12 protein-coding genes are annotated in these 12,853 nt (G+C 62.8%); 2 read left to right on the top strand and 10 right to left on the bottom strand.

Features of this window, described 5'->3' with window-relative positions; genetic code table 11:
* Position 1: 1 nt before the first annotated feature.
* The 7 genes from astA to P3T16_RS10055 all read right to left on the bottom strand — a co-directional run bounded on the left by astA (position 2) and on the right by P3T16_RS10055 (position 6,879).
* Positions 2 to 1,033, bottom strand: coding sequence for an arginine N-succinyltransferase (gene astA / locus P3T16_RS10085; protein ID WP_429342144.1), 1,032 nt, complete (start codon positions 1,031 to 1,033; stop codon positions 2 to 4).
* Positions 1,030 to 2,085: an arginine/ornithine succinyltransferase subunit alpha gene (gene aruF / locus P3T16_RS10080; protein ID WP_429342280.1), complete on the bottom strand. Its 1,056-nt coding sequence runs from the start codon at positions 2,083 to 2,085 to the stop codon at positions 1,030 to 1,032. The genes astA and aruF overlap by 4 nt, the downstream gene beginning before the upstream one ends.
* Positions 2,086 to 2,118: 33 nt before the next feature.
* Complete coding sequence (locus tag P3T16_RS10075) at positions 2,119 to 3,351, bottom strand: aspartate aminotransferase family protein (RefSeq protein WP_429257062.1); 1,233 nt, start codon at positions 3,349 to 3,351, stop codon at positions 2,119 to 2,121.
* A gap of 124 nt (positions 3,352 to 3,475) precedes the next feature.
* A complete protein-coding gene (locus P3T16_RS10070) occupies positions 3,476 to 4,537 on the bottom strand; it encodes a GlxA family transcriptional regulator (protein ID WP_429342143.1) in 1,062 nt (353 codons plus the stop codon).
* Positions 4,538 to 4,567: 30 nt separating this feature from the next.
* Positions 4,568 to 5,359 (bottom strand): ABC transporter ATP-binding protein, encoded by a 792-nt coding sequence (locus tag P3T16_RS10065; protein WP_429257064.1) that lies wholly within the window; start codon positions 5,357 to 5,359, stop codon positions 4,568 to 4,570.
* A gap of 109 nt (positions 5,360 to 5,468) precedes the next feature.
* Positions 5,469 to 6,182, bottom strand: coding sequence for an ABC transporter permease (locus P3T16_RS10060; protein WP_429257065.1), 714 nt, complete (start codon positions 6,180 to 6,182; stop codon positions 5,469 to 5,471).
* 7 nt (positions 6,183 to 6,189) lie between these two features.
* Positions 6,190 to 6,879: an ABC transporter permease gene (locus tag P3T16_RS10055; RefSeq protein WP_429257223.1), complete on the bottom strand. Its 690-nt coding sequence runs from the start codon at positions 6,877 to 6,879 to the stop codon at positions 6,190 to 6,192.
* 371 nt (positions 6,880 to 7,250) lie between these two features.
* On the opposite strand from P3T16_RS10055, the gene P3T16_RS10050 reads away from it, so the two are divergent.
* Positions 7,251 to 7,862, top strand: a complete 612-nt coding sequence (locus tag P3T16_RS10050; RefSeq protein WP_429257066.1) for a class I SAM-dependent methyltransferase — start codon at positions 7,251 to 7,253, stop codon at positions 7,860 to 7,862.
* Positions 7,863 to 7,901: 39 nt separating this feature from the next.
* Here the strand turns inward: P3T16_RS10050 and P3T16_RS10045 are convergent, their stop codons facing one another.
* Together P3T16_RS10045 and P3T16_RS10040 are read right to left on the bottom strand one after the other, a co-directional pair.
* Entirely contained in the window at positions 7,902 to 8,927 is a 1,026-nt protein-coding gene (locus P3T16_RS10045) for a patatin-like phospholipase family protein (protein ID WP_429257067.1), read from the bottom strand.
* Positions 8,928 to 8,941: 14 nt separating this feature from the next.
* Positions 8,942 to 9,511: a hypothetical protein gene (locus P3T16_RS10040; RefSeq protein WP_429342142.1), complete on the bottom strand. Its 570-nt coding sequence runs from the start codon at positions 9,509 to 9,511 to the stop codon at positions 8,942 to 8,944.
* A gap of 997 nt (positions 9,512 to 10,508) precedes the next feature.
* Here P3T16_RS10040 and P3T16_RS10035 point away from each other — a divergent pair.
* Positions 10,509 to 11,507 carry an LLM class flavin-dependent oxidoreductase gene (locus P3T16_RS10035; protein ID WP_429342141.1) on the top strand — a complete coding sequence of 333 codons (999 nt, stop codon included), beginning with the start codon at positions 10,509 to 10,511 and terminating at the stop codon, positions 11,505 to 11,507.
* Positions 11,508 to 11,541: 34 nt separating this feature from the next.
* Here P3T16_RS10035 and P3T16_RS10030 read toward each other — a convergent pair whose 3' ends face one another.
* Positions 11,542 to 12,606 carry an alpha/beta fold hydrolase gene (locus P3T16_RS10030; RefSeq protein ID WP_429342140.1) on the bottom strand — a complete coding sequence of 355 codons (1,065 nt, stop codon included), beginning with the start codon at positions 12,604 to 12,606 and terminating at the stop codon, positions 11,542 to 11,544.
* Between the last annotated feature and the right edge of the window lie 247 nt (positions 12,607 to 12,853).

Below are 12,853 nucleotides of genomic sequence, written 5' to 3'. Positions count from 1 at the left end.
ATCATCCTTGTTTTGATTTCAGCGGCAACACGCGCACGGTATCGCCAGCGCGCACGTCGAGCGCGGCGGCATCGTCGGCGGACAGGCGGAACACGCCCTCTTCCGGCGCACCCGGCGCTACGCCTACGCGGAAATCGGTCAGCGAAGTATTCGATACGAGCGCACGTTGCCCGTCGTGATGCACACGCGGCGCGCCAATTTCGACCGGCACGACGACGCTCTCACGCACTGTGCGCAAGTCGGCGATATGACATTCGAGCACCGGACCCGCATCGAAAATATCGACGTGATTTTCGTAACGCAGCCCTTCCGCTTCGAGCATGCGGCGCGCGGGAATCGTGTCGCTATGCGTGAGCCCGACGCACGCCTGCGCTTCTTCCGGCAGCAGATCGACGTACACCGGATAACGCGGCATCAGTTCGGCGAGGAACGCCTTGCGTCCGTGCGAGCTGAGATAATCCGCCGCGTTGAAATCGATCTGGTAGAAATGCGAGCCGACCGCGCGCCAGAACGGCGACGATCCGTTCGCATCGAAATGCCCGCGCAGTTCAGCGCAGATACGCTGCGGAAAACGCTCAGGAAACTGGGCGATAAACATGAAACGCGAACGCGACAGCAGACCACCAACGCCGCTCGTGCGATAACGTGGGCTCAGAAACAGCGAGCACACTTCGGCGTAGCCGGTCAGATCGTGCGAGATGTTAAGCGCGCGCATCTTCGTCCAGATGCCGAGATCCTGGCTCGCGTGCACGACCGTGCTCACGCGATAGTTGTAGAACGGCTGCTCAAGGCCGACAGCGGCTTCGATACCGCACACGCCCGCGACATCGCCCGTCGCCGTATCTTCCATCACGAAGAAATAGCCGGCTTCGTGCGGCGCGGCGTTGCCTTCCATCGTGCGGCGCGCGCGTTCGACGCGCGCAGCCAGTGCGTCACGATCCGGCTTGAATGTGGTGAGACCAGGGCCGGTCTCGTGAGCGAGCGCGACAAGCGCATCCACATCGCCCGTCTGCACGACGCGAACGACGATCATTGTGCTTCTCCCGAATATTCGTTCTGTGTGGCCTGATGGAGCGGCACACAGCGCACCGTATCGCCGTCCTGGACGCCGAGTGCTTCGCGCACGGCAGCAGGCAGCACGGCGCCAGACGCCCTGTCGACGGACAGATCCGCCAGCACGCAGCGGAAACGGCCTTCGCGATTGCTCGCAACCAGATACGTCGGTCCCTGAGCGGCCGCGGCGGCTTCACGTACCACGCGATTTTCATTGCGCGCCACACAGGCCGCGCGATCGATCTGCGCGGTCAGTACCGGACCCGCGTCGAAGATATCGACGTAGCGATCGGTTTCAAAACCTTCTTCCTGATGGATATCGTAGGCGAGCAATGCTTTTTCATCCGGCTCGCCGAGTACGCGTTGCGCGGCTTCCGGCAAGAGCGGCACATAGACCGGATAGCTCGGCATCACTTCAGCGATAAACGTGCGGCTGCGGCCGCCCGATTCCACTTCGATATCCGCAAAGTTGCGACCGAAGAACTTGCGCCCCACCGCTTCCCAGAACGGCGAAACACCTGCGTCATCGGTCACGCCGAGCAGCAGCGAAAAGACCTCAGGCGTAAAGCGTTTGCGGTTCGCGGCGATATACATCATCCGCGCACGCGACATCAGGTGCGCGGCCGCATCGCCGCGTAGCGACGGATCGATATAGAAGCCCGCGAGACGACTCTTACCCGTCAGTTCATGCGACATCGTCAGCGCGTGAATCTTGCGGCTCACGTGCAGTTCGCGCGACGCATGAATCAGCGCGTCGTTACGAAACGCGTAGAACGGTTCCGAATAACCCGCGGCCGCGACGATGCTCGCGGTGCCGAGCAGCTTGCCTGTCGCGGCATCTTCGAGCACGAACAGATAGAACTCTTCGCCGGGAAAATCGACTTCCGCGCGAAACGAGTCTTCGGACAACGCGACGCGCGCTTCCAGCGCCCGCCGGTCGTGCGGCAGCGAATGCAGCACCGGTTGGGCCGTGCGCGCCATGTGTTCGAGCGCATCGAGATCAGCGAGACGGCTGGGGCGTACGAAGAGCATCATCGTTCCAGTAGTTGAAGGCGATGCGGTGGATCAGCGTGCGGCTTCAGCGGTCGCGGCGACAACCGATTCGATCGCTTTTTCGATGCGCGCGAGACCTTCGTTCAGGTCGTCGAGCGGCATCACGAGCGACGGCGCAAAGCGCAACACGTCCGGGCCGGCCATCAGCATCATCGCGCCGTGATTGGCAGCGGCGGTGACGAAGTCTTTCGCGCGGCCCTTGAATGCGTCATTCAGTTCGGCGCCAATCAACAGACCCTTGCCGCGCACATCCGTGAAGATGCCAAAGCGCTCGTTGATCTTCGCGAGCTTCGCCTTCAGCAATTCGCTACGCGTACGCACGCCTTCGAGGACGGCCGGCGCGCTAACCAGTTCGACCACCTTTTCAGCGATCGCTGCCGCGAGCGGATTGCCGCCGTACGTCGTGCCGTGCACGCCCACCTTGAAGTGTGCGGCGATTTCGGTCGTCGTCAGCATCGCGCCGATCGGGAAACCGTTGCCGAGCGCCTTCGCCGTCGTCAGGATGTCCGGTGTCACGCCCGTGTCCTGATACGCGTAGAAGTAGCCGCTGCGGCCCACACCCGTTTGTACCTCGTCAAAAATCAGCAGTGCGCCGTGTTTGTCGCAGGCCTCGCGCAGCGCCTTCAGGAAAGCAGGATCGGCCGGAATCACGCCGCCTTCGCCCTGGATCGGCTCGACGATCACCGCGCACGTCTTCGCGCCGATGGTTTTCAGCGCGGCTTCCGTGTCGTTGTACGGCAGATGGATGATGCCTTCGGGAATCGGGCCAAAGCCTTCCGAATACTTGGGCTGACCGCCGACGCTTACCGTGAAGAACGTCCGGCCATGGAACGACTGCGTGAACGAGACGATTTCGTACTTGTCTGCACCGAACCGCTCAAACGCAACGCGGCGCGCCAGCTTCAGCGCCGCTTCGTTCGCTTCGGCCCCCGAGTTCGCGAAGAATGCGCGATCGGCGAACGTCAGGTCTTCGAGGCGCTTTGCGAGGCGCAGCACCGGCTCGTTCGTGTAACCGTTACCGATGTGCCAGAGCTGGCTGCCCTGCTCCTGCAGAACCTTCAGCAGTTCCGGATGCGAGTGCCCAAGCGCCGTGACGGCGATGCCGCCGGCGAAGTCGATGTAATCGCGGCCCTGCGTGTCCCAGACGCGCGAGCCCACGCCGCGCACCGGCACGAACGCAGCGGGCGAGAACAGCGGCACCATCACTTCGTCGAAGGTCTGGCGCGTCACAGTCAGGTGGTTCATGGCGAATCCTCGTTCAGTAATGTCACTAGTGTAGGAAAACGTGCGCTGGCCGTCTTGCTCATACGCGACGCGTTTCTATCGATGTCGGTGTCCGGGCGGCGATCGATTCGCCGCCCGGACGTCATTAATCCGTGTCCGGCGGCTCGATCAGCGCGGCCGGGCGCGGCTCGCTCGCCACGGCCGGGCGTCCGTCCGCCGCTGCGCCGCCATGCTGCTTCTCGATGTAATTGCGACGATCCTCGCGCGGTGTGACGCCGAAATGTTCGCGATATGCATTCGAAAAGTGCGCCGCCGACGAAAAACCGCACGCGAGGCTGATCTGCACCACCGATTTGCTGGTGCGCTGAAGCTGCGTGCGCGCTTTCGACAGCCGCAGCCCGAGGTAGTAGCGCGAAGGCATCGCAGCGAGATACTGACGGAACAGACGTTCGAGCTGGCGCCGCGATACACCCACGAGGCCCGCGATTTCATCGGTAGTCAGCGGATCCTCGATATTCGCTTCCATCAACAGGAGCGCATCGTTCAGCCGCGGATGGCGCTCACCGGGCGCGGTTACAAAGGGAATACGCTGGCGCTCCTCGCCCGCGCGCAACACGCCGACGCCGAGCGTGTCGGCGATGCGGTCCGCGAGTTCAGGGCCGTGTTCGCGGCCGATCATCGCCAGCATGAAGTCGACGGTTGCCTGCCCGCCCGCACACGTCGCGCGGTCGCGGTCGATTTCGAAGATCTGCTGGGTGACGATCGAGCGTTCGAACTGCTCGGTGAACTGCTGATAGGTTTCCCAGTTGACGCTCACGCGATAGCCGGAAAGCTGGCCCGCCATGGCGAGCCACCACACGCCGTGATGAATGCCGGTCACGAGCGGCGTGCGCTGTCCGACACGCGAAAGGCTGGCGAGAAAGAGACGATAGTCGGCGAACTGCTGAAAGCGCTCGCTCACGATGATCAGCCAGTCGCACGAGATCGCGTCGCCGAATGCGGCATCGGCGGGCCATTGCGCGCCGCCCGAGAGCGGCACGGGCCGGCCGTCCCACGAACACACCTGCCAGCGATACAGCGCGCGTCCGTCGATCTCGTTGGCGAGCGTCAACGCGTCGACGATGGGCCCGACGCCGGACATCGACACCGGCGGCAACGCGACGATCGCGACCTGGGTCGTACGTGTCGGGCTGGACGTGCGAGGCATCTGGGGTTTAAACCGCCTGAAATGCAGGGATTATTTAAGACTGCCCGACAGAAACTGCTTCAGGCGTTCGCTGCGCGGCGTGGTGAGCACTTCGGCAGGCAAGCCCTCTTCTTCGGTGCGGCCCTGATGCAGGAACATCACGTGATTCGACACGTTGCGCGCGAAACCCATTTCGTGCGTGACGACGATCATCGTGCGGCCTTCTTCGGCGAGTTTCTGCATCACCTTGAGCACTTCACCGACGAGTTCAGGATCGAGCGCGGAAGTGGGTTCGTCGAACAGCATCACGTCGGGGTCCATCGCCAGCGCGCGGGCAATCGCGACGCGCTGCTGCTGACCGCCGGACAGATGCGACGGATACTGCTTCTCCAGACGCGGCGCGAGACCGACCTTCTCCAGATACACGCGTGCGCGCTCTTCTGCTTCGCGACGCGGCAGACCGAGCACATGAATCGGCGCCTCGATGATGTTCTCGATCACATTCATGTGCGCCCACAGGTTGAAATGCTGGAACACCATCGCGAGCTTCGTGCGAATGCGTTGCAGCTGCTTGTGATCGGCCACTTCGAGATTACCGTGCCTGTCGGCCTTCGTGCGCACCGCCTCGCCGTCGACGACGATCTGCCCGGCGTTCGGCCGCTCAAGGAAATTGATGCAGCGCAAAAACGTGCTCTTGCCCGAACCGCTCGCGCCAATGATGCTGATCACGTCGCCCTTGTTCGCGTTCAGCGACACGCCCTTCAGCACTTCGTTGTCGCCGTAGCGCTTGTGGACGTCCTGCACGGCGAGCTTGCAGGCTTCGGTTTGACTTGTATGGAGCAAGATGCTCTCCCAGTGAAAATGCAGGCAGTTCTGCGACAGGGTGCAACACGGTGCCCGGCGGCTTCAGCATGACGCGCACCGCCAGACCGGGATACGGCAGGCAGCGCGCTCAGTGCGTGCGCACCGCCAGATAGGCCAGCCAGCGGCGTTCGGCGCGCCGGAATGCGGCAACCAGCGCAAACGATATCGCACAGTAAATCAGTGCCGCGATGCCAAACGCCTCGAACGATCGATAGGTCGCCGAGTTCACGTCGCGGGCGACCTTCAGGATATCCGGCACGGTCGCGGTAAAGGCGACGGTCGTCGCATGCAGCATGAGGATCACTTCGTTACTGTACAACGGCAGCGCACGGCGCAGCGCGGACGGTATCACAATGCGCCGGTACATCGTGAACCCGCTCATGCCGTAAGCACGCGCCGCTTCGACTTCGCCATGCGGCGTGGAGCGGATCGCGCCTGCGAAGATTTCGGTCGTGTACGCGCAGGTGTTCAGTGCAAACGCGAGAATCGCGCAGTAGAAGCCGCTGCGGAAGAACGCGTCGAGCAGCGAATGCGCGCGTACGAATTCAAGGCTGTAGATGCCGGTATAGATCAGCAGCAACTGCACGTAAAGCGGCGTGCCACGAAATACGTAGGTATAGAACCGCACGGGCATCGACAGCCAGCGCTTTTTCGACACGCGCGCGACGGCAAGCGGAATCGCCATCACGAAGCCGAAACCGATCGAGACGACCAGCAGCCAGAGCGTGACTGCGAGGCCCGAGATGCGGTGGCCGTCCCAGAAGAGAAAGGCGCGCCAGTATTCAGTGAGAATTTCGATCATGGATACCTCAAAGGTCCGCGTGGCGTACGCCAGTCGAATAGCGTCGCGTGAGCCACACGAGCGCGAAGTTCGACACCGTCGTGATCGCGAGATAGATCAGCGCTGCGACGGCGATGAAGAAGAACATGTTGAAGGTGCTTTTGCCCGCGTCCTGCGCGGCTTTCACGACATCGGCGAGGCCGATGATCGACACCAGCGCGGTCGCCTTGACGAGCACCTGCCAGTTGTTGCCGATACCCGGCAGCGCGAATCGCATCATCTGCGGAAACAGGATGCGGGTGAACACGCGCACGCCGCTCATACCGTACGCACTGCCCGCTTCGAGCTGGCCGCGCGGCACCGCGAGAAACGCGCCGCGAAACGTCTCGGTGAAGTACGCGCCGTAGATGAAGCCGAGCGTCAGCACGCCCGCGACGAACGGATCAATATCGAACTGCGGCAGGTTGAGCGCATCGGTGAGATTGTTGACCGCGATCTGGATGCTGTAGAACAGCAGCAGCATCAGGACGAGGTCCGGCACCGAGCGGATCAGTGTCGTGTAGCCGGTTGCGATGACGCGCAGCGGCCGGTTGAACGAGAGCTTCGCTGCCGCGCCCGCCAGCCCCAGCAGCACGGAAGCCGCGAGCGACAGCACAGACAGCTCGATCGTCTGCATCGTGCCCGCAAGGAGCAACGGACCAAAGCCGTATAGGACCACGGGTGTCTCCATCGAAGTAGTGTCATGGAGGCCGTCGCGCGAATCCTTGCAGCTTCCGGTTGGCCTTCCTGTATGGCGCGGATAGTCGCAGGCAAAAAAAAATCGCTCAAAGGCACGCCGGACGTTTGCTGCGTCGCAACAATGCGCGATTCAAAGCGGAGAAACCGCGTGATGCCCGTTCTGGCGGGCCGAATCCCTTTGTAAGGTCATCCCGCGCCCCCCGGCACCGCCGCGATTTGGCAAGTTTCGAGTCGCTTTTTCGATAGACGGTTTGCGTGTCTCCGGGGCCTTTTCGCTAGACTGATATTCTTTTCGAGGCCGGCTCGCGCGCCGGGCGGGCCAGCACCCCTCTTCTTCCAGCGAGTCCACGCATGACAGACCGGTTCGATTTCGCGACGCTCGACGCCTATTCAAAGGGGGCCGCCCGCTATAGCCAGGACTGGCTCGACCAGCCGCCTCCCGATGACATGTATGCACTGCTCGCGACACATCTTCTGCCAGGCGGCGCGACGGCCGATATCGGCTGCGGCAACGGGCGCGACGTCGCATGGATGGCCGCGAAGGGTTACCGGGTGACGGGCTTCGATGCGTCGGAGGGTTTGCTCGCCGAAGCACGCCGGCTCAATCCGGCGCTGACATTTCGGGCCGCCTCGCTGCCGGCGCTCGCGGAGATCGACGAAACGTTCGACAACGTCGTGTGCGAAACGGTGATCATGCATCTGCCGGCCGCGTCGATCCCCCTCGCGATCGATAACCTGCTGCGCATCCTGAAGCCGAGCGGCGTACTGTATCTCTCCTGGCGTGTGACCGAAGGCGAAGACCAGCGTCAGAAGGACGGAAGGCTCTATAGCGCGTTCGAACCCGCGCTCGTGATGGACACATTGAACGATTGCGCGATCCTGCTGTTCGAGGACGTCACGAGCGAAAGTTCAGGCAAGCGCATCTGCCGCGTGATAGCGTCGAAGCGCGAAGGCGAAGATTGATCCATGTGAAGCGGCCGCCTTGACGCGGCGTTTTTGCACTCAGTCCATACCGAGCCGCGCCTTGATCGCCGGCATCATGGTTTCGACGGCCGCGCGGCCCTCCTCGATCGCCGGGCCCGCGCGATGAAAATCGAAGATGCCCATGCCGCCGAGCCGCGGCTGGATCAGGATATCGGCCGGCTCTCCGGCGAGACGGCTGCGCGTGATGCGCACCTGCATGATGTCGATACTCTGCGCGATCGAACTCAGCATCGAAGGCACGCGCGCGCTTGGAGGGGGCGGCACGCGCACGTCGCCCGTGCCGATGGCGCGATCGTTTTCAGGCGCAAGCCAGCGTGGCCACGGCTTGCCGTTCTTGCGCAGCGCGACGGGCGGCGGCGCGTTCGCAACCGCGTTCGCGTCCACTTCCCCGTCGGCTTCGGCCTCGATTTTCGCTTCTACTTCCGTAACGGGTAACGGCAACGGCGTTTCGACGACCACGCCGCCCAGATCACGCCCGTTGAGGATGTCGTTGTTCAGATCGATGGCGATCACGCAATCGGCCCGCATACCGCGGGCGACCGAGACCGGTACCGGGTTCGCCAGGCCGCCGTCGACGAGCCACACGCCGTCGTGCAGCACCGGCGTGAAGATACCTGGAATCGCGATCGATGCGCGCACCGCATCGACCACGCGCCCATCCTGCAGCCACACCTCACGGCCAGAATCGAGTTCCGTGGCCACCGCGCCAAATGGCATCCTGAGGTCACGGATTTCGCACCCGTTGAACCGGTCAGCGAAAACCTGGATCACTTTCCGGCCGCCCAGCAAACCACCGGAAAAACGCAGATCGAGCAGACGCACAACCGTTTGCCAGGTGAGCCGCGAGACCCACTCTTCGAGCCAGTCGAGATCGCCGTTTGCGTAGACCGCGCCGACCAGCGCGCCGATCGACGTACCGCACACGACATCCGGCCGGATGCCGGCGTCCTGCAGCGCGCGTATCGCGCCGATATGGGCCCAGCCCCGCGCGGCGCCGCCGCCAAGTACGAGGCCGAGTCGATGAGGCTGGCGTCGATGGATCATTTCTATGCTCCCCGTTAGCGTCCGCGGATGATGTCCGAGCGCGACGTCGTATAGACCTTGCCGTACGCATCGAAGTGCACGTTGAAGAATGCCTCGGGCGTCACGCCGCCTTCGAGCCACTTCCAGCTCCACACGGTCTCGGGCTTCAGCGGGTAACGCGCGATTTCACCGGGCTTGCCAAGCAGACGCCGCACCTCATCCTCGCTCATGCCGGGACGGATCTTCGCGAAGTTGCCGGCGGTCAGGACCTGGGTGATCGCACTCAGGCGGCCATCGCGGTCGATGTCGACCATGTACGTGTTGAGCCCTGCCGGGCCGCGCGGATATTCGAAACGTTTCGAGCCATCGGTGAAGGTGCGCTCCGTTTCCGGCTTGCCCATCTGGCTGCGAATCTGGTCTTCCGTCGTGATGCCGGGCGTGAGGCCCTTCAGCAGGAGCGTGTCCGGCTTGACGGCGTTAAAGAAGTCCTTGAGCTTTTGCACGGCCTGGTCGGTTTGTTGGTCGTTGCAGGCAGCAAGCGAAAGCGCTGCGGCTAACGCGAGCGTGAGCGTGACAACGACGGGCAATCTGGAACGAAGCACCATCCTGATAGCGACTGCATGTTGTATGAATGATGTGCTACAGGATAACCGCCCGTCATCAAAAGGGCGAGTATTCAGCAGAAGGAGCGTGCGCGTGCGCTCAGATCGAAGGCGGGCGAAATGGCTGTACAGGCAAATCGCAACGCGGAACAACGCATCGCGCTGCAAAGTGCGGAGACATAAAAAAAGACGCCTGGCAGCGGCGCAGCATCCGGCGCAACCCGTCAGGCTTTCCTGCCTGAGCGTGTAGCGCCGCAATGCTGACCGCTGCTCGCGGTCGTCTGGTCCCTCGACTTGAATCGATTCGGGTGACGACAATCTAGACGCAATCCGGTTGTTAAGCGAGAGAGCGTTTACACCGACTCGGCTGACGAATTATGGCGTTCCTCAGGACGTTGTCCTGCGCCTGATCTGAAAGGCGTGAGCGATGCGCAATGCTTCATGCGCCGGTTCAACCGCGCGAATGAATACGTCGTCGAGTGAAAGCGCACCCACAGGTCAACGAAGGGCACACGAAGCAGGAAAGGTCCCGTCAATTGACCTGACCGGTCCGCATCGCCCGGAGTTGTTCTGCGTAGCCGACCTACGCGTGACAATGCCGGGCCGGTCAGCGTCAAATGCCCAGCACGGTTGTCACTTCCTGCAATGCCGTCTGCACGTCCACACCCAGGAAGCGGCAGCTTCAGCCTAACGCGAACGCGTCACGACTTCTGTGCGACGTCACACGCATTCGCCCTTTCAGTGCATTGACGTGCGTTGACGTGCGTTGACGTGCGTCGGAGCACATGGCAGCGCACTGCACTGTTTTTCCGCGAGCATCATCGCGCGAACGCGGTGCACCACAACACCCTTCTGGGGACAGGGACTTGTGAGCGCCGTCAGCGAGAATGCAGGCGCTTTGGCACAATCGCGCTTTGCCTGTTCTGCGGGCGGCCCGACGCGCATCTGGACACTTCGTCCGACGCAGGCTGCCACGCATGAGGCGCCGGATAACTTCGCCATGATTCCCTTTTCCGTACTCGATCTTTCTCCCATTACTGTCGGCGCAACGGCGACGCAGGCCTTCAAAAACACGCTCGATCTCGCGCAGCATGCTGAAACGTGGGGCTATCGCCGTTTCTGGCTTGCCGAGCATCACAACATGACAGGCATCGCGAGTGCGGCGACCTCGGTGGTGATCGGCCACGTCGCGGGCGGCACGAAGACGATTCGCGTGGGCTCCGGTGGCGTCATGCTGCCGAATCACGCGCCGCTCGTGATTGCCGAACAGTTCGGCACACTTGAATCGCTCTACCCCGGCCGGATCGATCTCGGTCTCGGCCGCGCGCCCGGCACCGACCAGACGACCGCCCGCGCCTTGCGGCGCGATCTGCAAGGCAGCGCCGATTCGTTCCCCGACGACGTCGTCGAACTGCAGCGCTATTTCGCGGAACCGGTGTCCGGCCAGCGCGTGCGAGCCGTGCCCGGCGCCGGTTTGCAGGTGCCGGTCTGGCTGCTGGGTTCGAGCCTCTTCAGCGCGCAGCTGGCCGCGGCGATGGGCCTGCCGTTTGCGTTCGCGTCGCACTTCGCGCCGGACCATATGCTGACGGCGTTGCGCCTGTATCGCTCGCAGTTTCGCCCTTCCGCGACGCTCGACAAACCTTACGCGATGGTGGGCGTCAACCTGTTCGCCGCGGAAACGAACGACGAAGCGCAGCGGCTCATGACGTCGCTCCAGCAGCAGTTCGTGAACCTGCGACGCGGCACGCCGGGCCAGCTGCAGCCGCCCGTCGATCGCATTCAGGCCACGGAACTGGAATTGAGCAGCGTCGCGCATTCGCTCGCGTGCTCGGTGGTGGGCGATCGCGACACCGTGCGCGAAGGCCTTGTTTCGGTAATCGAACAGACCGGTGCCGACGAATTGATGCTGACCGCGCAGATTTTTGACCACGCGGCGCGTCTGCGGTCATTCGAAATCGCCGCGCAGGTGCGCGACGAACTCATTGCAGGCAAGCAATAAAGCTGCGTCTTTGACGAATGACGACGGCTGCGGCTCAATCGTTCACTGGAACCGCTGCCAGCCCGTCGAGCAGCGCCTTGTGAAACGCCTGCGGGTCCTGCATCTGCGGCGCGTGGCCGAGTTCGGCGAACTCGACCAGCGTCGCGTGCGGAATCGCCTTCGCGGTCAGCTTCGCGAGTTCTGGATACAGGCCGATCTTTGCGCGTACTTCGGGCGGTGCGGCGTCCTTGCCGATCGCGGTCGTGTCCCTGTCGCCGATCAGGAGCAGCGTCGGCATCTGCAGTTGCCCAAGTTCATAGACCACCGGCTGCGTATAGATCATGTCGTACAGCAGCGCCGAATCCCACGCGACGTCCTTCTTCCCCGGCCCGCGATACATGCCGGCCAGCATCTGCACCCACGGTTCATATTGCGGGCGCCACGTGCCCGAGTAATACGTCGCCTGCTCGTAACGGCGGATACCGTCGGCGGTCGTCTTCAGTTCGCGCTCGTACCACTGGTCGACCGATAGCGACGGCACGCCCTTCGCCTTCCAGTCTTCAAGACCGATCGGGTTCGCGAGCACCAGTTGCTGCGTCTCCTTCGGATACATCAGCGCATAGCGGATTGCGAGCATGCCACCCGTCGAATGTCCGATGACGGTGACGTTTTCCGCGCCGATCGACGCGAGCAGCGCATGCGTATTGCGCGCGAGCTGCTGGAAGCTGAACTGGTAGTGAGCGGGCTTGCTGGATTTACAGAAACCGATCTGGTCCGGCGCAATCACGCGATAACCGGCGTCGCTCAGCCGGTGAATCGTCGTTTCCCACGTCGCGGCGCAAAAATTCTTGCCGTGCAGCAGCACGGCGGTACGTCCGTTCGGATGCACGGGTTTGACGTCCATATACGCCATATGCAGCGTTTCGCCCTGCGACGTGAACTCGAACTGCTGAACCAGCGCGGGATAGTTGAAGCCCTGCAGTTCAGAACCATATGCGGGGCCATCGGCCCTTTCGTCGGCGGCCGAAGTGGCCGCCGAAGTGGCGGACAAAGCGCCGGACGAAGCGGCAAAGGCCAGGGAAACGAATAACGCAGGCAGGATTTGACGACGAAAATTCATGGGCAGGTGCAGACGAAAGACAGATGAACGGGATCGGGCAGATTCAGATGGCGGCTCAAGCGGCAGAACGCCGAAACGACCGCCATCGGGAAGCCGCCGATTCTACGTCGCGCGCGCCAGACGTGCCGGCAAGGCCGCCACCCGCTTACGCGAGTCTGACCGTGGCACGCTGATTGCGCCCTAAAAGCCCACGCTTTGCGGTACACCGCACTCGCACACGGGATCGATCGGGGCGATACTGGGAGCG

This window comes from Paraburkholderia sp. GAS42 (assembly GCF_050436565.1).
GTDB lineage: Bacteria > Pseudomonadota > Gammaproteobacteria > Burkholderiales > Burkholderiaceae > Paraburkholderia.
The sequence above is the reverse complement of the archived record's forward strand: the minus strand, read 5'-3'. Positions and strand labels throughout refer to the sequence as shown.